The following is a 23,361-nucleotide window of genomic DNA, read 5'->3' as shown; positions in this document are numbered from 1 at the left end:
AACAACCGCTTAGAATCAAGCTGGCGATTATACCGCCCGCCCGGCGTGGCCCGCTTGCCTGAGCTGTCCGCAGGGAACGCACGACGACCACCCCGGTCGCTGCGTCTTTACAATCCAGGAAGGAGACTCCATGAAAACGCTGCTTCCGCTCACCCTGCTGGCCGCTTCCCTGCCCGCGCTGGCCGCCCAGCCCGACATCCTTCCCGTCAAGCAGATCGGCCTTGAACTGGCGCGCGACATCGCGATGGCCTCGGTCGAGGCCTGCCGCAAGGACGGCTACAACGTGTCCGCCGTGGTGATCGACCGCGCCGGCAACCTGCAGGTGGCGATGCGCGACAGCCTGGCTGCGCGCCACACGCTGGAAATCGCCGAGCGCAAGGCCGGCATGGCGGTGATGTCGGGCAGCGACTCCGGCGAATTCCGCGCCACCCGCGCCGACATCCGCCCCGAGCTCAACCCTATCAACGGCCTGATCGTGATGGACGGCGCGCTGCCGATCCGCGCCGCCGGCAGCCTGATCGGCGCCGTCGGTGTGTCCGGGGCGCCTGGCGGCGACAAAGATCGTGCGTGCGCCGCCGCCGCACTGAGTAAAGTGGAAGAGCGCCTGGAATTCGCGATGTAGGCAGTTACCCGATGGGGTAGACCTGTGCGGGTGACAAGCCCTCCCTCACGCGGGTAAAATGCGGCGGTTTCGCTAAATCATTACCCATCCTTCAGGGAGTCCCACATGTCCAAGAAACATCCCGTCATTGCGGTCACGGGTTCATCCGGCGCCGGCACCACCACCGTCAAGGTCGCGTTCGAGCACATCTTCCTCCGCGAAAAAATCAACGCCGCCGTAATCGAAGGCGACAGCTTCCACAGCCTGTCGCGCATCGAATTCAAGGAAGCGGTAAAGAAAGCCGAAGCCGAAGGCAACATGTCGTTCAGCCATTTCGGCCCACAGTCCAACCATTTCGACAAGCTGGCCGAACTGTTTGAGACCTACGGCAAGACCGGCGGCGGCAAGAAGCGCTACTACATTCACAGCGACGAAGAAGCCGCCGAACACAACAAGCGCCTCAGCACCAGCCTCAACCCGGGCGAGTTCACCCCGTGGGAAGACGTGCCCGCCGGCTCCGACGTGCTGTTTTACGAAGGCTTGCACGGCCTGGTGAAAACTGACAAGGTCGATATTTCCGAGCACGTTGACCTCGGCATCGGCGTGGTGCCCATCGTCAACCTCGAGTGGATCCAGAAAATCCACCGCGACGGCGCCGAGCGCGGCTATTCGGCGGAAGTGATCGTCGACACCATCCTGCGCCGCATGCCGGACTACGTGAACTACATCACCCCGCAGTTCTCACGCACCGACATCAACTTCCAGCGCGTCTCCACCGTCGACACCTCCAACCCCTTCATCACGCGTGACATCCCGACGCCGGACGAAAGCTTCATCGTGATCCGCTTCCGCGAACCCGATGGCGTCGACTTCCCCTACCTGCTGAACATGATCTGCAACTCCTTCATGTCGCGCCGCAACACCCTCGTGGTGCCGGGCGCCAAGATGGGCTTCGCCATGGAGCTGATCCTGGCGCCGATCATCCAGGACATGATCGCGGGCAAGGACAAGTAAGCGATTGATGCATGAACAAAAAATGGAGCCAGGCGGCTCCGTTTTTTATTGGGGGATGACCGAGTGTGGCCGATTTTTGCCTGTTAAACCACCGCAAATCCCACCAGCGCAATCTCATCGCCATCCTTGATCGAGGCGGACTTCTCGACGAACTGCTTGTTGATCGTGATATTAAGCTTGGGATTGCCGAGCAGCATTTTCTTCCACATCTCGCCGCGCTTCGAGAGCACGAACAGCAGTCGCTCGACGTCAGTCACGTCCGGCGGCAGGGCGATTTCGTCGGAGGACATGCCGAGGGTGTCGACCAGATCGCCAAAAAACAGGATTTTCACCATGGTGGGGCCTTTATAATGTTCGATTGACCCTGATTTTACCCCCGTATGTCTGCCCATTTGCTGGAAAACCTCAACCCCGAACAGCGCGCCGCGGTCACGCTTCCGCACGAGTCTGCGCTGATTCTGGCGGGGGCCGGCTCGGGCAAGACGCGGGTGCTGACCACGCGCATAGTGTGGCTGATCCAGACCGGGCAGGTGTCGCCGCATGGGGTGCTGGCGGTGACCTTCACCAACAAGGCGGCGAAGGAGATGATGACGCGCATCTCGGCGATGCTGCCGATCAACACGCGCGGCATGTGGGTCGGCACCTTCCACGGGCTGGCCAACCGCCTGCTGCGCACGCACTACCGTGAGGCGGGGCTGCCGCAGTCGTTCCAGATTCTCGATTCGCAGGATCAACTGTCGGCGATCAAGCGGCTGATGAAGGCGATGAACGTCGACACCGAGAAGTACGAACCGAAGAAGGTGCAGCGCTTCATCAACAGCAATAAGGAAGCCGGGCATCGCGCGCGCGATGCCGAAGCCTACGACGAATATTCGATGCGGCTGGCCGAACTGTACGAGGCCTACGACGCGCAATGCCAGCGCGAAGGGGTGGCGGATTTTCCCGAGCTGCTGCTGCGCGCCTACGAACTGCTGTACCGCAACGAACCGCTGCGGCAGCATTACCAGGACCGTTTCCGCCACATCCTGATCGACGAGTTCCAGGACACCAACACGCTGCAGTACCGCTGGCTGAAGCTGTTCGCCGGCCCGCACACGGCGCTGTTCGCGGTGGGCGACGACGACCAGTCGATCTACGCGTTCCGCGGCGCCAACACCGCCAACATGGCCGAGTTCGAGCGCGAGTTCGCGCACGGCAACGTGATCAAGCTGGAGCAGAACTACCGCAGCCACGGCCACATCCTCACCGCCGCCAACACGCTGATTTCACAGAATGCGCACCGCCTCGGCAAGAACCTGTGGACGGCGGAAGGCGACGGCGAGCCGATCCGCGTGTTCAACGCCTATTCCGACCAGGAGGAGGCGAGCTTCGTGGTCGACGAGGTGCGCGCACTCAACCGCGAGGGGATGAACCTGTCCGACATGGCGCTGCTGTATCGTTCCAACGCGCAGTCGCGGGTGCTGGAACACGCGCTGTTCTCGGCCAGCGTGCCGTATCGGGTGTATGGCGGACTGCGCTTTTTCGAGCGCCAGGAGGTCAAGCACGCGCTGGCCTACCTGCGCCTGCTGACTAACCCGGAAGACGACGGCGCATTTCTGCGGGTGGTGAACTTTCCCACCCGCGGCATCGGTGCGCGCACCCTGGAACAACTGACCGACGGCGCCGCGCGCGCGGGCATGAGCCTGTGGCAGGCAGCCTGCACCGGCGGCGGCAAGGTGGCCGGGTTCGCCAAATTGATCGAGGACATCAAGCAGGTCACCGCCGATCTGCCGCTTGCCGAAGCGATCGACCATGTGATCGAGGCCAGCGGCCTGGCCGACTATTACCGCGCCGACAAGGAAGGTGCCGACCGCCTGGAAAACCTCAACGAACTGGTCAACGCCGCCGCGCTGTTTTCACAAGAAACTGAAGAAAACACCTACGACGCCACAGGCGAGCCAGCGCCTGGTGAAACGGAATCCGTCAGGGCGCTCGATACCTTCCTCGCCCACGCCGCACTGGAGGCCGGCGAGCACCAGGCCGGCGCCGGCCACGATGCGCTGCAGCTGATGACAGTGCACGCCGCCAAGGGGCTGGAGTTTCACGCGGTGTTCATCACCGGGCTGGAAGAGAGCCTGTTCCCCCACGAGCAGAGTGCGAACGAGGAAAGCGGCCTGGAAGAGGAGCGGCGGCTGATGTACGTGGCGATCACCCGCGCCCGGCGCCGCCTGTATCTGTCGCACGCGCAGTCGCGCATGCTGCACGGGCAGACCCGCTACAGCCTGCCGTCGCGTTTTCTCGACGAACTGCCGGAGCAGGTGTTGCTCAACCTCAACCGCCGCAGCGAGCCGGCCTATCCGTCAGGCGGCTATCACGCGCCGGCGCCGGCCCCGCGCAGTCCACAGACAGGCAACGACACCGGCTACAAGGTGGGGCAGAGCGTCGCTCATGCCAAGTTCGGCACCGGCATCATCATCGACTTCGAGGGGCGCGGCGCTGACGCGCGGGTACAGGTGAAATTCCGCGACGTCGGGACCAAGTGGCTGGCGCTGGCGTACGCCAAGCTGTCGGCGGCCTGAATCCGCTTTTAGAGGGACACCACGTTGTCGGGGGCTGCCGCACTCTCGTCCGCCCACACCGCGAAAATCGCCTGATACGAGGCATACAGCGAGCCGAACAGCACCGGCATCGCCACCAACAGGCCGAGCAGCATCGGCACCAGCGCGGCCAGAATCAGCAACAGGCCGAGCGTGAGCCCGTTCACCATCATCGCCGCCCAGTTCCTGGCGACGGCCTTGAGGCTCACGCCCAGCGCAGTGACCGGGCGCGCGCCGCCGAACAGAATCAGCGCGGGGGCAAACCAGGTGGCCATGATCAGCGGAGTGAACAGCAGAAGCCCGGTGAACACTGCCGGTAGCGCCTCATTCAGGAGCGCCTGCATTTCCGCCGGGTCTTTTTGCGACTGCGCCGCCGTCATAATCGCCTGCGGATCAAACCCCATGCCGAGCATGATCTTGCCGATCAGCAAGGTGCCGAGCAGTTGTACCGCGCCCACCGCCATCAACGGAATCGCGGGGCCCCGCACGCCCGCCAGAAAATTCGGTAATTCGAGTTCGCCGCCGTCATCGAGCATGCGATACGCCGCCATGAAGCCGGCCACCATCAGCGGCGAAGCCAGTTCCGACAGCGAACCACCCACGATGGGAATCAGGCCAAGCGCCATCACCACGCCGAACAGCACGCCGAACGCGGCGGATAGCAATAAGGGATTTTTGCGATACAGGCGAAAGCCTGCGGCCACCCACTGGAACCCCTGGCTGGCCGCGACCTTGCGCGGAATGTCTTGATTGGATGCGGTATTCATGGGGCGGACTTTATTGATATGACACGAATCGACTTTAAATAAGGACAGGGTATGCGCACAACCGAGAATACCCGACAGCCGCGCTGCGTGTCGGATCAATAAACATTCAAGCCTGGCTGTGATTGATGGGAAATTCAAATTATTGAGTTTCCCATCAATCACCGACGCGCCTGCAAAGGATCAGAACTCCTTGATCACCCACATCGGAGGACGCATGCCGGAATCGAGGCTGTCCTGCCGCGCAAACTGGCCGTCGCCGCGCTGGTCGACCAGGTAATACGGCTTGCCGTACCTGGGGATGACTTTCAGCATGTAGAGCTTGCCGTTGGCGCGGTATTCGACGACGCGTCCCGGGCTGCTCGGCTTGATCGTCACCGGCGGGGCATCACCGGGGCCCGGCGCGCCATCGGGAACCGGCGTCAACCCGGGCGGGCGGTCGGCGGGTGAGGCGGCAACGGCCAGGCCGCTCAACAACAGGGTCAACAGCAAAACGGGGTAACGCATGGCACGCTCCAGAAGACAGACTTTAAGTTTAGGTTACAGGCAGGGCAGCAACTTACAAACTGAACTGGATTTCGCGCTCGGCCAGCGACGGCATGAAGCCGCGCTTTTCATAATGGCTGAAGATAGCATCGACCACGTCTTCCGGCTTGTCGATGATGTGCATGAGGTTGATGTCCCCGGGCGAAATCATGCCGTCATCCACCATCCGGGTTTTCACCCAGTCGGCCAGGCCCGCCCAGAAGCTTGATCCGACCAGGATGATGGGGATGGGCGCGATTTTCCCGGTCTGCACCAGGGTCAGCGCCTCGAACAGCTCGTCCAGCGTGCCGAAGCCGCCGGGCATGACGACATAGGCGGCGGCGAACTTGACGAACATGACCTTGCGCGCAAAAAAGTGCCGGAAGGTCTGGCTGATGTCCTGATACGTATTGGCGCTCTGTTCGTGCGGCAGCTGGATATTGAGACCGACGCTAGGCGACTTGCCGAAATACGCACCCTTGTTGGCGGCTTCCATGATGCCGGGGCCGCCGCCGGAAATGACCGAGAACCCCGCATCGGACAGTTTGCGCGCGATGTCTTCGGTGAGCATGTAATTCGCATGGTCGGGCGGCGTGCGGGCGCTGCCGAAGATCGACACGGCCGGGCGGATGGACGCCAGCCGTTCGGTTGCCTCGACGAACTCTGCCATAATCCCCAGCATCCGCCACGACTCGCGCGCCGAATAATCGATCTCGGCAGTGCGCCGCGGGTCGGCGCTGGCCGGCAATTTATCAAAGTGCATTTTCGAGCGCCTCGTGAACGAATCTAGTGTAAGTCAAGCCAGAAAAATCCTGCTATTGGTGGACGGTTCGTCCTACCTGTATCGCGCGTTCCATGCGCTGCCCGACTTTCGCAACCAGGCGGGCGAGCCGACCAATGCGATCAAGGGTGTGCTTTCCATGCTGCACAAACTGCGCCGCGACTACGCGGCCGATTATATCGCCTGCGTGTTCGATGCGAAGGGCAAGACGTTCCGCGACGACCTCTATCCCGCCTACAAGGAACACCGCCCGCCGATGCCGGACGACCTGCGCTGCCAGATCGAACCGCTGCACGCGCTGATCCGCGCCGAGGGCTGGCCGCTCGTCATCATCGACGGGGTCGAGGCCGACGACGTCATCGGCACCCTGGTGCTGCATGCCGCGCAGCGCGGAATCCACAGCATCGTCTCCACCGGCGACAAGGACATGGCGCAACTGGTCAACGACCAGGTGACGCTGGTCAACACCATGAGCGAGGAAACACTCGACGAGGCCGGCGTGACCGCCAAGTTCGGCGTGCCGCCGGAACGCATCATCGATTACCTCACGCTGATCGGCGACACCGTCGACAACGTGCCCGGCGTCGCCAAGGTCGGCCCCAAAACCGCCGTCAAGTGGCTGACCGAATACGGCACCCTCGACAAGCTGATGGCGCACGCCGACGAGATCAAGGGCGTGGTCGGCGACAACTTGCGCGCGGCCCGCGACTGGCTGCCGCAGGCGCGCGCGCTGCTCACCATCAAGATGGATGTGGCGCTGCCGTTCGATTTCGACGACCTCGTGCTGAAGCCGCGTGATACCGATGCGCTGCGGGCGCTGTTCGAGCGCTACGAGTTCCGCACCTGGCTGAACGAGCTCGATGCCGCCGCCACCGTCCAACCTGATGCCCCCGAGCAGGACTGCAGCGGCGACCATCGCTGCCACTACGAAAGCATTCTCAGCGAGGCCACGCTCGACGCCTGGATCGCCAAGCTGGAAGCGGCGCCTGCGTTCGCGCTCGACACCGAAACCACCAGCCTCAATGCCATGCAGGCCGAACTGGTCGGGATTTCATTTGCCATCCACCACGGCGAAGCGGCCTACCTGCCGCTGGCGCATCACTATGCCGGCGCGCCCGAACAGCTGGGCCGCGTCGCCGCGCTGGCCAGGCTCAAGCCGCTGCTGGAAAACCCGGAACCCAGGATCATCGGCCAGCACCTCAAGTACGACCGCCACATCTTTGCCAATTACGGCATCACCTTGCGTGGCGTGGTGGACGACACGCTGCTGCAGTCCTACGTGCTCGAAGCCCATCAGTCGCACGAACTCGGCAACCTGGCGTCGCGCCACCTGGGTCTGGCGACGATCAGCTACGACGACGTCACTGGCAAGGGCGCGTCGCGCATCGGCTTCGAGCAGGTCGAACTCTCGCGCGCCAGCGAATATGCGGCGGAGGATGCCGATGTCACGCTGCGCGTGCGCGATGCGCTGGCGCCGCAACTCGCCGCTTCGGACAAGCTCGATTTCGTGTACCGCCAGATCGAGCTGCCGGTGGCCGAGATCCTGTTCCGCATGGAACGAACCGGCGTGCTGCTCGATCGCAACCTGCTCGCAGTGCAAAGCGGCGAGCTCGGCAAGAAGATGCTGGAACTGGAACAGCGCGCTTTTCAAGAGGCGGGGCAGCCGTTCAACCTCGGCTCGCCCAAGCAAATCGGCGACATCCTGTTCACACAAAAGGGCCTGCCGGTGGTCAAGAAAACCCCCGGCGGCGCGCCGTCCACCGACGAGGAAACGCTGGCGCTGCTGGCGCTCGACCACCCCATCGCGCGGGCGATTCTCGACTACCGCGGCATGGCCAAGCTGAAATCGACCTACACCGACAAGCTGCCGCAGATGGTCCACCCGGTCACCGGACGCCTGCACACCAGTTATTCGCAGGCCACAGCGGTGACCGGGCGGCTGTCGAGCGCCGAGCCCAACCTGCAGAACATCCCCGCGCGTACCGCCGAGGGCCGCCGCATCCGCGAGGCCTTCATCGCGCCGCCCGGGCACGTGCTGGTGTCGGCCGACTATTCGCAGATCGAGCTGCGCATCATGGCGCACCTGTCGGACGACGCCGGGTTATTGAAGGCGTTTGCCGAGGACCGCGACATCCATACCGCGACGGCCGCCGAAGTGTTCGGCGTGCCGCTCGACGAAGTGAGCAACGATCAGCGGCGCATGGCCAAGGTCATCAACTTCGGCCTGATCTATGGCATGTCGGCGTTCGGCCTGGCCAGCCAGCTCAACCTGGAGCGCGCCGCCGCGCAGGCCTACATCGACCGCTACTTCGCGCGTTATCCCGGCGTGGCCGACTACATGCAGCGCACGCGCGAGGCCGCGCGCAGCCAGGGCTATGTCGAAACGGTATTCGGCCGCCGCCTCTACCTGCCGGAGATCAACGCCAAAAACCCGCAGCGCCGCCAGGGTGCCGAGCGCGCCGCCATCAACGCCCCGATGCAGGGCACCGCCGCCGACCTCATCAAGCTGGCAATGATCGCGGTACAGGGCTGGCTCGATGACGAGAAGCTGGAAAGCCGCCTGCTGCTGCAGGTGCATGACGAACTCATCCTCGAAGTACCCGAGCACGAACTCGACCGCGTGCGCGCTGAACTGCCCGGACACATGTGCAACGTCGCCGCGCTCAAGGTGCCCTTACGCGTCGGGGTGGGCGCCGGCAGCAACTGGGAAGCGGCGCACTGACGCCGGATCCTACGGCAGACCAATGGGAGGCCGGCTACGGTTTCGGCCCCAGGTAGGAGGGGGCGCCCTCGCCCCGATTTTCGTACCCATGCAAGCACCACGGCATCGGGCCGAGGGGCCCTCCTGCCTCCCCTCGTCAGCGCAATGTAGTGTCCTATTTTTTCAGGCTGTCGCGGATTTCACGCAGCAGCACGACATCCTCCGGCGTCGCGGCAGGCGCAGGCGGTACTTCCTTCTTCAGGCGGTTGAGCTGCCTGACGATGATGAAGACGATGAAGGCCAGAATGATGAAATTTAGCAGGATGGTGAGGAAATTGCCGTAGGCGAACACCGGCACGTTGGCTTCCTTTAAACCATTCAGCGTCCTCGCCACGCCTTCCGGCACGGTTCCGAGCGCGATGAACAGGTTGGAAAAATCAAAGCCGCCGAACACCGCGCCAATGATCGGCATGATCAGATCCTTGACGATGGAGTCGACGATCTTGCCGAAAGCCGCGCCGATGATGACCCCGACCGCCAGGTCCATGGCATTGCGCTTGACCGCAAATTCCTTGAATTCCGACACAACACTCATGCTTCCTCCCCCCTTTATTGATGGAAACCACCCGGTTCATCCTAGACGCCACGGCAGCCTATCGCCAATATTGAATGTAAATTCTCTCTGCTTGGTGGGGACCCGTGGTGAGGGTAAAATTCGCCTCCTTATGCGCATCGGCAGCCACCTCCTCAAGAACCGCCTGATCGTCGCCCCCATGGCCGGGGTGACCGATCGGCCTTTCCGCCAGCTTTGCAAAAAACTGGGCGCGGGCATGGCGGTGTCCGAGATGGTGACGTCAAACTCGCTGCTGTACGGCTCGGCCAAGACCGCACGGCGCGCCAACCACGAGGGCGAGGTCGACCCGATCAGCGTGCAGATCGCCGGGGCGGACCCTGAGATGATGGCGGAAGCTGCACGCCACAACGTCGATCGCGGCGCGCAGATCATCGACATCAACATGGGCTGCCCGGCCAAGAAGGTGTGCAACGTGATGGCGGGCTCCGCCCTGCTGCAGAACGAGGTGCTGGTCGGACGGATTCTGGATGCCGTGGTGAAGGCGGTGCCGGAAGTGCCGGTAACGCTGAAAATCCGCACCGGCTGGGATCGCGAGCACAAGAATGCGCTGACCATCCTGAAAATTGCCGAGAATGCCGGGGTGCAGGCGCTGGCGATGCACGGACGCACCCGCGCCTGTGGCTACACCGGCGAGGCCGAATACGAAACCATTCGCGCAGTGAAGGCCGAGGCGCGCATTCCCATCATCGCCAACGGCGACATCACCACCCCCGAAAAGGCCCAGTACGTCCTTGAATACACCGGCGCCGACGCCGTGATGATCGGCCGCGCCGCGCAGGGCCGTCCGTGGATTTTTCGCGAGATCGGGCATTATCTGGCCACCGGCGAGCACCTGCCGCAGCCGGAAGTCGCCGAAATCCACACGGTTCTGCTCGAACATATCCACGACCTGTATGCGTTCTATGGCGACATCACCGGGGTGCGCGTGGCGCGCAAGCACATCTCCTGGTACACCCGCGGCCTGATCGGCAGCAGCGCTTTCCGCCATACCATGAACCAGTTCGACTCGGTGGCCGAACAGCTTGCCGTCGTCAACGATTACTTTGCTCAGGCGGCACGTGCCAACTGCCGCCTGAGCTACGAAATCAGCCACGAAAATAATTGCGCGCTTGACATGCCACCGGCATCACGGCTCGCAGCATAAGGGGAGCTTCAAAATGATCGAAGAAAACGAGATCGCCGCCTGCATGCGGCGGTCGCTCAATCGCTATTTCAAAGACCTCGACGGCGAAACGCCGAGCGAGATCTACGGCATGGTGGTGAGTGCGGTGGAAAAGCCGCTGCTGGCCTACATCCTCGACCGTGCCGAGGGCAACCAGACCCGCGCCGCCGACATGCTCGGCATCAACCGCAACACCCTGCGCAAGAAAATGCGCGAACACGGCCTCTCTGACTGAAACCCATCATGAGCATCGCCAAATGAAAATACAGCGAGCCCTGCTTTCCGTGTCGGATAAAACCGGCCTCGTCGACTTCGCCCGCGCGCTCACCACAGCGGGCGTCGAACTGCTGTCCACCGGTGGCACTGCCAAGGCCTTGCGCGATGCCGGCCTTGCGGTGATCGACGTCAGCGAATACACCGGTTTCCCGGAAATGCTCGACGGCCGCGTCAAGACGCTGCATCCCAAGGTGCACGCCGGCATCCTGGCGCGGCGCGATCTTACGGATCACGTCGCCACCATGAACGCACACGGCATGGGCTACATCGACCTGGTATGCGTGAACCTGTATCCCTTCGTCGCCACGGTGTCGAAGCCGCACACGCTCGACGACGCCATCGAGAACATCGACATCGGCGGCCCGGCGATGGTGCGCTCGTCGGCCAAGAATTACCGCCATGTCGCCATTGTCACCGACCCTGCCGACTACCCGGCACTGGTGACCGAAATGCAGGTCCACGGCGGCGCGCTGACCGACCCTACCCGCTTCAAGCTGGCGAAGAAGGCCTTCACCCACACCGCGCAGTACGACGGCCACATCAGCAACTACCTCACCGCGCTCAATGAAAACGGCGAGCGCGAGGCCTTCGGCGAACAGCTGACCCTGCAGTTTTCCCGCGCGCAGACCTGCCGCTACGGCGAGAACCCGCACCAGGCCGGCGCCTTCTATGTCGAGGGCAATGCCCCCGCCGGCACGATTGCCACGGCACGGCAGATCCAGGGCAAGGAACTGTCCTACAACAACATCGCCGACACCGACGCCGCGCTCGAATGCATCAAGCTGTTCGACGCCGCGCCCGCCTGCGTCATCGTCAAGCACGCCAACCCCTGCGGCGTCGCCTATGGCGCCAATCTGCTGGACGCTTATAACCGCGCCTACCAGACCGATCCCGAATCGGCCTTCGGCGGCATCATCGCCTTCAACGGCCGGCTCGACGGCGAAACCGCGCAGGCCATCGTCGAGCGCCAGTTCGTCGAAGTCATCATCGCGCCCGAAGTCAGCCCGGAAGCCTCCGCCGCCGTCGCCGCGAAGAAGAACGTGCGCCTGCTCGAATGCGGTCAGTGGTCCGGATCGGTCGCCCAACTCGACATGAAGCGCGTATCCGGCGGCCTGCTGGTGCAGGACGCCGACGTGCTGCTGCACGGCGAACTGAAGACCGTTACCGACCGCGCGCCGACCCCACAGGAAATGGACGACCTCTTGTTCGCCTGGCGCGTCGCCAAGTTCGTCAAATCCAACGCCATCGTCTACGCCCGTGACCGCATGACCGTCGGCGTCGGCGCCGGCCAGATGAGCCGCGTCAACTCCGCGCGCATTGCCGCGTTCAAGGCCGAGCACGCCGGTTTGCCGGTACCCGGCTCGGTGATGGCGTCCGACGCCTTCTTCCCCTTCCGCGACGGCATCGACCAGGCCGCTGCAGCCGGCATCAAGGCGGTGATCCAGCCCGGCGGCTCGATGCGCGACGACGAAGTCATCGCTGCCGCCAACGAGCACGGCATCGCCATGGTGTTCACCGGCACGCGGCATTTCAGGCATTAAAAGTTAGTCGAGGGCGGAGAGTCGAGAGTGGAGAGTAAATGCCCGCCTCTCGACCTGCCGCGCTCGATCCACCGCTCTCGACTCTCGACTCTTCACTCTCGACTCCCCACATGAAACTCCTAGTCATCGGCTCCGGCGGACGCGAACACGCACTGGCGTGGAAGCTCGCGCAATCTCCCCGCGTTTCGCAGGTTTTTGTCGCGCCCGGCAACGGCGGCACGGCGACGGAGGACGGGCTCGTCAACGTGCCGCTGACCGAGATTGCCTCGCTAGTCGAATTTGTCCGCCGCGATCCGGACATCGCGTTCACCGTGGTCGGCCCCGAGGCGCCGCTGGCAGCCGGCATCGTCGATGCCTTCCGCGCCGCCGGGCTGAAAATTTTCGGCCCGACGCAGGCCGCCGCCCAGCTCGAGTCCTCGAAGGATTTCGCCAAGCAGTTCATGGCGCGCCATGGCATCCCCAGCGCCGCCTTCGGTACCTTCACCGATGCCGCCGAGGCACACGCCTATATCGATGCACACGGCGCCCCCATCGTGGTGAAGGCCGACGGACTGGCCGCCGGCAAGGGCGTGGTGGTCGCCGCGACCGCCGAGGAAGCGCACGCCGCCGTCGACGCCATGCTCGCCGGCAACAGCATGGGCAGCGCCGGCCACCGCGTGGTGATCGAGGAATGTCTGCTGGGCGAGGAAGCCAGCTTCATCGTCATGGTCGACGGCGCGCACGTGCTGGCGCTGGCGTCCAGCCAGGACCACAAGCGTCTGGGCGACGGCGACACCGGCCCCAATACCGGCGGCATGGGCGCGTATTCGCCGGCACCGGTGGTCACCCCCGAACTGCATGCGCGCATCATGCGCGAGGTGATCCACCCCACGGTGGAAGGCATGGCGGCCGACGGCATCCGCTACACCGGCTTTCTGTATGCCGGCATCATGGTCGGTGCCGACGGTGTGCCCAAGGTCCTCGAATTCAACTGCCGCATGGGCGACCCGGAAACCCAGCCGATCATGTTGCGGCTGAAGTCCGACCTCGTCGCCCTGCTGGAAGCCGCCGTCAACGGCAGGCTCGACCAGGTCGAAGCCGAGTGGGACCGCCGTACCGCGCTGGCGGTAGTGCTCGCCGCCGCCGGCTACCCGGACGCCCCGCAGAAAGGCGCCGTCATCAGCGGTGTCAATTCTGCATCGAGCTTGCTCGATAGCAGATTGCCTACCTTTGGTGCGCTGCCCGCCGCTACCGACGACCTGCACGTGTTCCATGCCGGCACTGCTGCCCAGGACGGCCAGACCGTGGTGAGCGGCGGCCGCGTACTGGCGGTGACTGCGCTCGGCGACAGCGTGCGCATGGCGCAGAAGCGCGCCTACGAAGCGGTGGCGGCCATCCACTTCGACGGCATGCAATACCGCCGCGACATCGGCTGGCGCGCGCTTGACCGAAAGAAGTGAGGCTGCGGTGCAGCGCACTGGGTTGGCGGCCTACCTGAAAAGCGGCGGCCTCATCGCCTACCCGACCGAATCCTGCTACGGCCTCGGCTGCGACCCGCGCAATCCACGGGCGCTGAAGCGGCTGATCCTGCTGAAGGGCCGCGACGCCGCCAAGGGCCTGCTGCTGATCGCCGACCATCTCAAGCGGCTGCAACCCTTTATTCGCCCCTTGCGTGCAGCCGACCTGGCGCGGATGCAGCGCAGCTGGCCCGGCCCCGTCACTTGGGTGGTGCCGGCCTCAAACGCCTGCCCGCCGCTTTTGACAGGCGGGCGCCCCACCATTGCGGTGCGCGTCACCGCCCATCCCGTCGCCGCGCGCCTGTGCCGCAGCCTCGGCATGGCGCTGGTTTCCACCAGCGCCAATAAAAGCGGCAACAAACCCGCCCGAACCGCAGCGGAATGCCGCAGAATATTCGGTGCGCAGGTGCGCGTGATCGCGGGCCGCATCGGCCCGCGCCGCCGCCCGTCCACCCTGATCGACCTTGCTACCGGAACCGTCCTTCGCCCCTGATGCCTGCCAACGCCTTCGACTCCTCTACTTTTAATTCAAGCGCCGTCAAAACCTGGCTGCTCGATCTGCAGGCGCGCATCGTCGCCGCACTCGAGGCCGCCGACGGCCTGCCCTTCCGCACCGATGCCTGGAAGCGCCCGGAAGGCGGCGGCGGCATCTCGCGGCTGATCGAAGAGGGCAACGTACTGGAGCGCGGCGGGGTGAATTTCTCGCACGTGCTGGGTAGCCAGCTGCCGCCTTCGGCCAGCGCACACCGGCCGGAACTTGCCGGCCGCCGCTGGGAGGCGATGGGCGTCTCGCTGGTGCTGCATCCGCGCAACCCCTACGCCCCGACGGTGCACATGAACGTGCGCTGCTTCGTCGCGATGAAGGACGGCGAGGATCCGGTGTGGTGGTTCGGCGGCGGCATGGATCTCACGCCCTACTACGGCTTCGAGGAAGACGCGCAGCATTTTCACGCCACCTGCAAGGCCGCGCTTGATCCCTTCGGCGCCGACCTGCATCCGCGCTTCAAGGACTGGTGCGACACATACTTCTTTCTCAAGCACCGCAACGAGCCGCGCGGCATCGGCGGCCTGTTCTTCGACGATTTCTCCGATGGCGGCTTCGACCATGCGTTCGGTATGACGAAAAGCGTGGGCGATGCCTTCCTGACCGCTTACCTGCCCCTCCTTCAGCGCCGCCGTGACATCGAATACGGCGAGCGCGAACGCGATTTCCAGGCCTACCGGCGCGGCCGCTATGTCGAATTCAATCTGGTGTACGACCGCGGCACCCTGTTCGGCCTACAGTCGGGCGGGCGCACCGAATCCATCCTGATGTCGCTGCCACCTGTCGTGAAATGGCGCTACGACTGGCACCCCGAACCCGGCACGCCGGAAGCGGTGCTCTACAGCGATTTCCTGACCGCTCGCGACTGGATCCAGAATGCATAAAGTCCCGCGTCGCATCCTCATTGGCCTTGTTGTCCTGCTGCTGATCGTCGGGCTGGTCGGGCTCATTGCCTGGGAATTGCTGTCATCTGCCCTGGAAGCGAAATACCTCACCAAAACAGCACAGAAAATGACCTGGCAAATCCAGCCGGGGCCGTCCGGGCGCATCCGTTATCCCGGCGAGGGGCCGTATGACGTGCGCCTCGGCTACAGCAAGCTGCCGGATTATCTGGCGCGGCTCGACCAGGCCGGCTGGCAAATCGACCGGCAGGCCAAAATCAGCAGCCAGATGGCGCGGGCGGCCGACCTCGGCCTGTTTTTGCCGTACCACGAGAAGGACCAGGCCGGCCTCAGCCTGCTCGACAGCGACGGCCAGCCCCTGTACCAGGCGAAATACCCGTCGTGGGGTTATGGCCGCTTCGAGGACATTCCCGACGTTCTGGTGAACGCGCTGCTCTATATCGAAAACCGCGAACTGCTGACCGAACAGTTCCCCACCCGCAACCCGGCGGTGGAGTGGGACCGGCTCGCCCAGGCCCTGATCGAAAAGGGCATCAGCCTGGTCGACACCAACCGCAATGTGCCGGGCGGAAGCACTCTGCCGACGCAGATCGAGAAGTATCGCCATTCGCCCGACGGCCTCACCGCCAGCATGAGCGAGAAACTTCGTCAGATGGGAACCGCCAGCCTGCGCGCCTATCTCGACGGCCCCAACACCCTGTCAATGCGGCGCGAAATCGTAACCGCCTATCTCAACACTGTGCCGCTGGCGGCGGCGCCACGCTATGGCGAAGTCAACGGCATCGGCGACGGTCTGTGGGCGTGGTACGGACTCGACTTCGACGAGGTCAACCGCACCCTGGCAAAGCCGCCGCGTAGCAAGGACGCCGCCTATGCCAGCATGCTGAAGCACGCGCTGTCCTTGATCGTCGCCGAACGCCGCCCCTCGTATTACCTCGCCGCCAACCGCAAGGCGCTGGACGCGCTGACCGACGACCACCTCGACCTGCTGGCCAATGCCGAACTGATTCCGCGCGAGCTGGCCGATCAGGCCAAGCAAGTCGAGCTGCGCACGACCCGTCACCGCGTTGACCCGCCGCCGCCCCGTTTTGTCGACCAGAAAGCCGCCAATGCGCTACGCATTCGCGTTTCCGCGTTACTGGGCGAATCGCGCCTGTACGACCTCGACCGGCTCGATCTGCAGATCGACACCAACATCAACCAGCCGGCGCAAAAAATCGTCAGCACCTACCTGCAAAGCCTGGCCAAACCGCAGGCCGCCGCGGCATCAGGGCTGATCGGGCATCGTCTGCTGCAACCCGGAAACCCGCTTGGCGAAGTGATCTACAGCTTCACCCTGTATGAAAAAACCGCGCAGGGTAATCTGCTGCGCATCCAGGCCGACAACCTCAACCAGCCGTTCGACATCAATAGCCAGGCTCGCCTGGATCTCGGCTCCACCGCCAAGCTGCGTACGCTCGTCACCTATCTGGAAATCATCGCGCGGCTGCACGCTGACTATCATGTGCTCGATGCCGCCATGCTCAGGCAGAAGGCGCAGCCGCAGCGCGACGTGCTGGCGCAGTGGGTGGCGGCCAGCCTGCTGAGCCAACCGGGCATCCGGCTGGATGCCCTGCTCGAGGCCGCGATGCGCCGTCCCTATTCGGCGGCGCTGGAAACCTTCTTCACCGGCGGCGGCCTGCACAACTTTGTCAACTTCGACCCCAAGGACAACGACCGCGTGATGGACGTGTGGGAAGCCACGAAGAATTCGGTCAACCTGGTGTACATCCGCATCATGCGCGATATCGTTCGCCATTACGCCAGCAGCACCCCGGGGGCGGGGGGGCGCATTCTGGATGACGCCAGCAACCCGATGCGGGAAACCTACCTCGCCCGCTTCGTCGACCAGGAAGGTCGCGTCTTCACCAACCGTTTCTACCAGCGCCACAAGGCACTCACGCCGGAACAGATGGCGGAAGACCTATACACGCGCATCGGCCACAACCCGCGCCGATTCTCCGCAGTGTTTCGTTATCTGGAACCGCAGGCGAAACTTGAAGCCTATGTGGACGCCCTGCGCGCTCATGTGCCCGCCAGTGCCAGCCTCAGCCAGAAAACGCTCAAATCGCTGTACCAGACCTATGCGCCCGAGGCCTACAGCCTGACCGACCGCGGCTACATTGCGCAGATCCATCCGCTGGAACTGTGGGTGGTGAAAACCCTGCGCGGCACGCCGGGAACCGACCTCAAAACCCTATATGAATCTGGCACTGGGGTGCGCCTCGAGGTCTACGAATGGCTGTTCAAGACCAGCCGCAAGAATGCGCAGGACATCCGCATCCAGAGCTTCCTCGAAGTCGAGGCCTTTGAAAGCCTGCTGGCCGACTGGAAACGTCTGGGCTACCCATTCGACAACATCACGCCGTCCTACGCCACCGCGATCGGCAGCTCCGGCGACCGCCCCGCGGCGCTGGCCGAGCTGATGGGCATCCTGGTCAACGACGGCGTACGCGCGCCAATGGTGAGCCTCACCGGGCTGCATTTCGCCGCCAACACCCCGTACGACACCCGCCTGTCGATGAAACCGCCCAAGGGTGAACGCCTGATGCCGGCCGAAGTCGCGCGGACCGTGCGCAGTGCACTGGCCAACGTGGTGAAATCCGGCACCGCCGTCCGCCTGGCCGGCGCGCTCAAGGACTCAGCCGGGCAGCCGCTCATCCTTGGCGGCAAGACCGGCACCGGCGACCACCGCTTCGAGCGCTTTGGCCGCGGCGGCCAGCGGCTTGAATCGCGCGTGGTCAACCGCACCGCCACCTTCGTGTTTTATCTGGGCGACCGCCACTTCGGCACGCTGACCGCACTGGTCCAGGGCGAGCAGGCCGGGCAGTTCGGCTTCACCAGTTCGCTCACCGCGCAGATGCTAAAAACCCTGCTGCCGCAGCTGCAGCCGCATCTGGATCTGCAGCCGCCGGCGCCACCCAAGGTCGCAGCCGATGCGGTCGCCGAGCCCGCCGCCGTAGTGGCGCCCGCACCCCGTGCGCCCGCGCAGGAAAAACCTGATGGCTCGACCAGTCAGGCCGACCCTCCGGTCAAACAACCCGCGCCGTTTCAGGGTGGCTTCCCCGAAGATCTTGAACCCAGCGTGGTGGTGCCGGTCCCAGTGATACCTGCGACGCCTCCGCCACCCGACGGCGCACCGGAACCGTAATGCCGGGCGTGGGCATACGACTCCACACGCACTTCAGTGCGTAGTGGATCGGAGTCCCCTTGTGGGGCATACGACTCCACACGCACTTCAGTGCGTAGTGGATCGGAGTCCTTGAGAGATTGCGTACAAATCGGATATGCTCAAAAACTGATTCCTAATCACAGCGCCATGAATGACATTCACCCCCTGATCCAGCACACTCCCACCGACGCTGGCAATGACAGCATCCCGGCGTTGCGGGTGTTGTCGGAAATCACCACCAGCCTGTCGAGTGATTCCAACGTCGAGCAGTTGCTGGGGCGCTTCCTCGCGACCATGATCCGCCTGGCCGGCGCGCAGGCGGGCGCAGTGCGCGTCATCACCGACGACCGCACCCACTTGCGGCTGATCGGCTCGGTGGGCCTGCCGCCCGAACTGGTCGAGCACGAGAGCATGGTCAGCGTCGATTGCGGCGTGTGCGGCAAGGCCGCGCGCGAGGTCACGGTGAGCAGCTGGAACAACGTCGCCTACTGCAAGCGCCAGGCCAACGACGCCTATTTCAGCGACACCTGCAACACCGTGGTGGCGGTGCCGCTGATGCACAAGAACCAGGTGATGGGCGTCTACAACCTATTCCTGGAAGAAGGCCACGTCGTTCCCGAGGACGTGCGCCTGCTGTTCCGCTCGATCAGCGAGCACCTCGGCATCGCGCTCGAGAACGCGCGGCTGACCCGCGAGAACATGCGCATCTCGCTGATGAACGAGCGCCAGATGCTGGCCAACCAGATTCACGATTCGCTGGCGCAGACGCTGGCCTACGCCAAGATGCGGCTCACCGTGCTGTCCGACGCGATGCGCCACGAGGACTACCCCAAGGCCAACCGCTACCTCGGCGACGTCGAGGAAGCCGTCGACCTCGCCTACGCCGACCTGCGCGACCTCATCACCCAGTACCGCGACCGCATCAACCCGCGCGGCCTGGTGCCGGCAATCCAGGAACTGGCCAAGAGCTTCCGCAAGAAGGCCAATGCCGACGTCGATTTCCTCAACCTGGTGCAGGAGGTCAACCTCACGCCCGACGAGGAAATCCAGGTCTTCCACATCATCCAGGAATCGCTCTACAACATCGCCAAGCACGCGCGCGCGCGCCACGTCGTCATCACCTTCGACCTGGAAAACGGCCAGTACATCGTCAACGTCGCCGACGACGGCGTCGGCGTGCAGAAGAAAAACGACGAGTCCTCCACCATGGGCAAGAGCTTCGGGCTGACCATCATGCGCGAGCGCGCCGCCAAGCTGGAAGGCACGCTCATCGTGGAGTCGCGCCCTGCCGGCGGCACCGTCATCCGCCTGGTCTTCCCCCAGCGCAAAAGCGAGCACACCGCATGAGTCTCACCCGCATCATCCTCGTCGACGACCACACCCTGTTCCGCAAGGGCCTGGCCGAGCTGCTCGAACAAAGCGGCGAAATCGAAGTCACCGCCTTCACCGGCAACCCGGACGAAGTCGCGATGCTGCTGCGCGCACACCGCCCCGACGTCCTCATTCTCGACCTCAACATGCCCGGCACCGACGGCATCACCCTGATGCAGCAACTGCGGGCCGACGGCTTCGAGATGCCCATCCTCATCCTCACCCTGTCCGAGGCCGAAGACGACCTCGCCCGCGCGCTGCGCGCCGGCGCCAACGGCTACCTGCTGAAGAGCATGGAACCCGACGAAGTCGTCGACGCCATCCTGCGCGCCCAGCGCGGCGAAACCGTCGTCGCCCCCGCGATGACCGCCAAGCTGGTCAATCTATACGACAAGAAAGGCCAGGACTCGACTTCCCTGCTCGACGCGCTGACCCCGCGCGAACGCGAAATCCTCTCCCACCTGTCGCGCGGCGAAAGCAACAAGGCCATCGCCCGCACCCTCGACATCAGCCACGACACCGTCAAGCTGCACGTCCGCCACATCCTCGCCAAGCTGAATCTGTCGTCGCGGGTGGAAGCGGCAGTGTTCGCGGTGGAGCATCGGGGGGCGCCGGGGGGGCGGGGTGAGGGGCGGTAGGAGAAAAAGGGGGAGTTTCGGCTTTCGCATTGCGTACCGGTGCGGTTGCTGTAATGCTTGAAACGAATCTTGCCGCGTACCTGATCCAGCAGACGCGGCGACTGAGTTAGTGACGCATTCCCGCTCCTGTTGGGACGCCCTAAAAATGGATAACAAGATGATTTCTAGCACATTTTCAGGACAGAGCCCACGAATGACGGTTTATAAACCGCCATTTAGAATGGACACTTTACGTTAGGCCTCTCGTCCGGGAGGAAATAGGCAATGGCGCTGACCGTTACAGAAGTCGAAGAACTCAGGCGGTATGCCTTATTTAGGAAAAGGTGATCACCATGTTAAACGAAACAAGAGAAGGCGAAAGGCGAGAAACAATTGACGAATTGTCTGACCTGCTCCTCGTTGTTCAGGAGATGGGCCGGAGGCTTGCCGTCGAAACTCATGGAGATTCATATTCTCAAGTAAGGGAACTAAATGAGCTTCTGCATCAAACTCGTGTCCAATTAACCAAGATTAAAGACGGCACTGTCGAAGGTGGCTAACAAGACGCCCAACCCGGCAGTCAACCGGACGCTGCGCGATAAAGCCGCGCAGCGTCCGGTTACTTTTACGTTAGATTGCTCATGCGACCTCCCAAGCTCATCAAGCCTTACGTCGAAACTTTTGCTCGCCAGTCGCGGATTTGCGCCTGTGCCAGCGGCATGGCGCTGATCGGATCGTCCTCGAAATCGATCGCGCCGAGGCCATGCTCAGGCGACCACACGAGGTTGCGCGCAAACGCCTGCGCATTGATATCGGCGCGGCTGTCCAGTTGCGGGTGCGAAGCCGTCACTCAGCGCAGGTGGTCCGGCGCTTCGAGCGGGGTGCGGTGCGCCTGCTCGCTGTGCAGCTCGGGCTGATACCAGCCGAGCTTTTCGCGCAGCTTGACGACATTGCCGACGATGATGAGGGTGGGTGCCTTGAGTCCGGCCTGCTCAGCCAGCGCCGGCAGCGTGGTGAGGTCGCCGGTAATGACGCGCTGCGTGGGCAGCGTGCCATGCTGAACGATGGCTGCGGGGGTGTCGGCAGTCAGGCCGTGCTTGATCAGCGCCTCGCACAGCAGCGGCAGGCCTTTCAGGCCCATGTAGATGACGATGGTCTGGTCTTTCCGCGCAATGCCTTCCCAGTTCATGTTGAAGGTGTTTTCCTTCAGATGGCCGGTGACGAAGGCGACCGACTGCGCGTAGTCGCGATGGGTGAGCGGGATCCCGGCGTAGGATGCCACGCCAGCGGCGGCGGTAATGCCGGGCACCACCTGGAACGGCACGCTGTGCTCGGCCAGGGTCTCGATTTCCTCGCCGCCGCGGCCGAAGATGAAGGGATCGCCGCCCTTCAGCCGCAGCACGCGCTTGCCTTCCTTGGCCAAACGCACCAGCAGGAGGTTGATTTCCTCCTGCGGCACCGCGTGGTCGTCGCGTTCCTTGCCGACGTAGATGCGCTCGGCGTCGCGCCGGCACATGTCGAGGATGGGCTGCGAGACGAGCCGGTCATGCACGACGACGTCGGCCTGCTGCATCAGCCGCAGCGCGCGGAAGGTCAGCAGGTCGGGATTGCCCGGGCCGGCACCGACCAGATACACCTCGCCGCGGCGGATGTCGTGCTCGGCGCCCTCCCTGATCATGGCATCGAGCTGTGACTCGGCCTCGACGTCGCGCCCGGAGAACACCATTTCGGCGACCGGCGAGAGGAACACCTTTTCCCAGAAGGCGCGACGCTGCTGCGGCTTGATCGCCGCGCGCACGCGGTCCTTGTAGCGCGACGCCAGCGCGCTGAGGCGGCCATAGGCGGCGGGAATCAGGGTTTCCAACCGCGCACGCAGCATGCGCGCCAGCACCGGCGATTCGCCGCCGCTGGACACCGCCACCATGATCGGCGAGCGATCGATGATCGACGGCAGGATAAAGCTGCACAGCGCGGGCTTGTCCGCCACATTGACCGGGATGTTTCGTGCGCGCGCCGCGTCAGCGACCACCTTGGCGCGGGACGCGTCTTCCTCCACCACGATCACCAGATCCTTGCCCTCCAACAGCCCTGGGGTGAAGGTATCCGCCACCCGCTGCAGATGGTCGGGGTGCGGCAGGCGCGCAAAGCCCTCGTGCAGTGCGAGCGCGGCGACATCGACGTGCGCGCCGGCGCGCAACAGCAGTTCAGCCTTGCGCGCGGCAGTTTCGGAACCGCCCACCACCAGACAGTGGCGGTCACGCAGGTCGAGGAAAATGGGCAGGTAATTCATGGAGCTTACTCGGCGGGAGCGGCTTCGTCAGCCGGCTCGGCGGAAAGTGGCGGGATGAAAATGAAGCGCAGGTCGCCCGGGCTCATTTCGACGAAATCGAGGGTGACGCCCTGCAGGTAGGGGGTGCTGGAGCTGGCGATCAGAATCTCGATGCCGTTGACGATGAGCTGCTCGTCCACTTCGCGTTCCTGGTCGAAACCCATGCCGAAGTTCACGCTGCCATCGTCTTCCTGATAGGCGGCGACACGCAGCACCATGCCGTAGACGTCGGGATTGTTGGCAGCGGCGCGAATCTGTTCGGCGGCGGCGTCGGTGATCTTGATCATGGAATGTCCTTTGAAAATTAAGCTGCAAA

22 protein-coding genes are annotated in these 23,361 nt (G+C 63.8%); 14 read left to right on the top strand and 8 right to left on the bottom strand.

Annotated elements, in window-relative coordinates:
* Window positions 1-130 precede the first annotated feature (130 nt).
* Complete coding sequence (locus tag ABW22_RS07595) at window positions 131-622, top strand: GlcG/HbpS family heme-binding protein (RefSeq protein WP_059754257.1); 492 nt, start codon at window positions 131-133, stop codon at window positions 620-622.
* A 105-nt stretch (window positions 623-727) separates the two neighbouring features.
* Window positions 728-1,615, top strand: a complete 888-nt coding sequence (locus ABW22_RS07590; protein ID WP_059754252.1) for a phosphoribulokinase — start codon at window positions 728-730, stop codon at window positions 1,613-1,615.
* Between the two features lie 83 nt (window positions 1,616-1,698).
* Here ABW22_RS07590 and ABW22_RS07585 read toward each other — a convergent pair whose 3' ends face one another.
* On the bottom strand, window positions 1,699-1,950 hold the full coding sequence (locus ABW22_RS07585; protein ID WP_059754249.1) for a MoaD/ThiS family protein: 252 nt from the start codon (window positions 1,948-1,950) through the stop codon (window positions 1,699-1,701).
* A 45-nt stretch (window positions 1,951-1,995) separates the two neighbouring features.
* Between ABW22_RS07585 and ABW22_RS07580 the strand changes: the two genes are divergently transcribed.
* Complete coding sequence (locus tag ABW22_RS07580) at window positions 1,996-4,173, top strand: UvrD-helicase domain-containing protein (protein ID WP_059754242.1); 2,178 nt, start codon at window positions 1,996-1,998, stop codon at window positions 4,171-4,173.
* Window positions 4,174-4,181: 8 nt separating this feature from the next.
* Here ABW22_RS07580 and ABW22_RS07575 read toward each other — a convergent pair whose 3' ends face one another.
* The 3 genes from ABW22_RS07575 to ABW22_RS07565 all read right to left on the bottom strand — a co-directional run bounded on the left by ABW22_RS07575 (window position 4,182) and on the right by ABW22_RS07565 (window position 6,243).
* Window positions 4,182-4,958 (bottom strand): BPSS1780 family membrane protein, encoded by a 777-nt coding sequence (locus ABW22_RS07575; RefSeq protein ID WP_059754240.1) that lies wholly within the window; start codon window positions 4,956-4,958, stop codon window positions 4,182-4,184.
* Between the two features lie 180 nt (window positions 4,959-5,138).
* Entirely contained in the window at window positions 5,139-5,462 is a 324-nt protein-coding gene (locus ABW22_RS07570) for a DUF2782 domain-containing protein (protein WP_059754237.1), read from the bottom strand.
* Window positions 5,463-5,514: 52 nt separating this feature from the next.
* Window positions 5,515-6,243 (bottom strand): TIGR00730 family Rossman fold protein, encoded by a 729-nt coding sequence (locus tag ABW22_RS07565; protein WP_059754234.1) that lies wholly within the window; start codon window positions 6,241-6,243, stop codon window positions 5,515-5,517.
* Window positions 6,244-6,256: 13 nt separating this feature from the next.
* Here ABW22_RS07565 and polA point away from each other — a divergent pair, with 13 nt between their 5' ends.
* Window positions 6,257-8,983, top strand: coding sequence for a DNA polymerase I (gene polA, locus ABW22_RS07560; RefSeq protein ID WP_059754424.1), 2,727 nt, complete (start codon window positions 6,257-6,259; stop codon window positions 8,981-8,983).
* 154 nt (window positions 8,984-9,137) lie between these two features.
* On the opposite strand, the gene mscL is transcribed toward polA, so the two are convergent.
* Window positions 9,138-9,557, bottom strand: a complete 420-nt coding sequence (gene mscL / locus ABW22_RS07555; RefSeq protein WP_059754230.1) for a large conductance mechanosensitive channel protein MscL — start codon at window positions 9,555-9,557, stop codon at window positions 9,138-9,140.
* A 130-nt stretch (window positions 9,558-9,687) separates the two neighbouring features.
* On the opposite strand from mscL, the gene dusB reads away from it, so the two are divergent.
* From dusB to ABW22_RS17270, 10 genes are all read left to right on the top strand, one after another.
* Complete coding sequence (gene dusB, locus ABW22_RS07550; RefSeq protein WP_059754226.1) at window positions 9,688-10,740, top strand: tRNA dihydrouridine synthase DusB; 1,053 nt, start codon at window positions 9,688-9,690, stop codon at window positions 10,738-10,740.
* A 13-nt stretch (window positions 10,741-10,753) separates the two neighbouring features.
* Entirely contained in the window at window positions 10,754-10,993 is a 240-nt protein-coding gene (locus ABW22_RS07545) for a helix-turn-helix domain-containing protein (RefSeq protein WP_059754222.1), read from the top strand.
* A gap of 22 nt (window positions 10,994-11,015) precedes the next feature.
* The gene (gene purH, locus ABW22_RS07540; protein WP_059754217.1) at window positions 11,016-12,575 is read left to right on the top strand and encodes a bifunctional phosphoribosylaminoimidazolecarboxamide formyltransferase/IMP cyclohydrolase; all 1,560 of its coding nucleotides are present in this window, start codon (window positions 11,016-11,018) and stop codon (window positions 12,573-12,575) included.
* Between the two features lie 110 nt (window positions 12,576-12,685).
* A complete protein-coding gene (gene purD, locus ABW22_RS07535) occupies window positions 12,686-14,014 on the top strand; it encodes a phosphoribosylamine--glycine ligase (protein WP_059754213.1) in 1,329 nt (442 codons plus the stop codon).
* Entirely contained in the window at window positions 13,998-14,564 is a 567-nt protein-coding gene (locus ABW22_RS07530; RefSeq protein ID WP_237763266.1) for an L-threonylcarbamoyladenylate synthase, read from the top strand. The genes purD and ABW22_RS07530 overlap by 17 nt, the downstream gene beginning before the upstream one ends.
* Window positions 14,564-15,499: an oxygen-dependent coproporphyrinogen oxidase gene (hemF, locus tag ABW22_RS07525; protein ID WP_059754209.1), complete on the top strand. Its 936-nt coding sequence runs from the start codon at window positions 14,564-14,566 to the stop codon at window positions 15,497-15,499. Before ABW22_RS07530 ends, hemF begins: the two co-directional genes overlap by 1 nt.
* Window positions 15,492-18,707, top strand: coding sequence for a transglycosylase domain-containing protein (locus ABW22_RS07520; RefSeq protein WP_059754205.1), 3,216 nt, complete (start codon window positions 15,492-15,494; stop codon window positions 18,705-18,707). Before hemF ends, ABW22_RS07520 begins: the two co-directional genes overlap by 8 nt.
* Before the next feature lie 168 nt (window positions 18,708-18,875).
* Window positions 18,876-20,075 carry a GAF domain-containing sensor histidine kinase gene (locus ABW22_RS07515; RefSeq protein WP_059754201.1) on the top strand — a complete coding sequence of 400 codons (1,200 nt, stop codon included), beginning with the start codon at window positions 18,876-18,878 and terminating at the stop codon, window positions 20,073-20,075.
* Window positions 20,072-20,737, top strand: a complete 666-nt coding sequence (locus tag ABW22_RS07510) for a response regulator (protein ID WP_059754198.1) — start codon at window positions 20,072-20,074, stop codon at window positions 20,735-20,737. The genes ABW22_RS07515 and ABW22_RS07510 overlap by 4 nt, the downstream gene beginning before the upstream one ends.
* Window positions 20,738-21,069: 332 nt before the next feature.
* Window positions 21,070-21,276, top strand: a complete 207-nt coding sequence (locus tag ABW22_RS17270) for a hypothetical protein (protein ID WP_157648576.1) — start codon at window positions 21,070-21,072, stop codon at window positions 21,274-21,276.
* Between the two features lie 107 nt (window positions 21,277-21,383).
* Here the strand turns inward: ABW22_RS17270 and ABW22_RS07505 are convergent, their stop codons facing one another.
* From ABW22_RS07505 to ABW22_RS07495, 3 genes are read right to left on the bottom strand one after another with little or no spacing between them, the layout of a single operon-like run.
* Complete coding sequence (locus ABW22_RS07505) at window positions 21,384-21,566, bottom strand: hypothetical protein (RefSeq protein ID WP_059754193.1); 183 nt, start codon at window positions 21,564-21,566, stop codon at window positions 21,384-21,386.
* A complete protein-coding gene (gene cysG, locus ABW22_RS07500) occupies window positions 21,567-23,006 on the bottom strand; it encodes a siroheme synthase CysG (protein WP_059754189.1) in 1,440 nt (479 codons plus the stop codon).
* A 5-nt stretch (window positions 23,007-23,011) separates the two neighbouring features.
* A complete protein-coding gene (locus tag ABW22_RS07495) occupies window positions 23,012-23,332 on the bottom strand; it encodes an iron-sulfur cluster biosynthesis family protein (RefSeq protein WP_059754186.1) in 321 nt (106 codons plus the stop codon).
* Window positions 23,333-23,361: the final 29 nt, after the last annotated feature.

This window comes from Thiobacillus denitrificans (assembly GCF_001530125.1).
GTDB classification, from domain to species: domain Bacteria; phylum Pseudomonadota; class Gammaproteobacteria; order Burkholderiales; family Thiobacillaceae; genus Thiobacillus; species Thiobacillus denitrificans_C.
Note: the sequence above shows the minus strand (reverse complement) of the source record. Positions and strands in the feature narration are given on the sequence as shown.